Source organism: Roseovarius salis (assembly GCF_044472985.1).
Classification (GTDB): domain Bacteria; phylum Pseudomonadota; class Alphaproteobacteria; order Rhodobacterales; family Rhodobacteraceae; genus Roseovarius; species Roseovarius salis.
Window position 1 is genome coordinate 1 of record NZ_JBISDG010000107.1, and the last position, 396, is coordinate 396.

Genomic DNA, 396 nt, shown 5'->3' on the forward strand with positions numbered 1-396 from the left:
GTATTTTCGGCAAGATGAAGCCGCCGCGCCCGCCACGCCCGGCGCAGGCCCCGCCCCGCCAGCCACAGCCCCACCAGCGCGATGGCGGCGTAGCTCGCCGGGGCCATGATGTCATCGGCCAGCCCGGTCAGCGCCCCGCGCGACAGCTCGAACAGGCGCACCCCGGCATAGACCAGCACCACCGCCGCCGCCGCCTGCGCGAGACTGGCCGCCAGCGCCAGCACCGAGAGCCGCAGGACCGGCACCTGCCGCCCGACGCCGTAGCCGCCGATGAGCAGCTTGCCGTGCCCCGGCCCCGCGGCGTGGAAGAAACCGTAGGCGAAGCACGTGGCCAGCAGCACCGCCAGCGCGCCGGGGTCACCCGCGCGCAGCGCCTGCAGCCCCGAGGCCATCGCC

General features: G+C 76.0%; 1 protein-coding gene. It reads right to left on the minus strand.

What is annotated here, in order from left to right; translation table 11 throughout:
- A partial coding sequence (locus ACH13J_RS18390; RefSeq protein WP_449619232.1) for a HoxN/HupN/NixA family nickel/cobalt transporter occupies positions 1 to 396 on the minus strand: 396 nt, incomplete at both ends.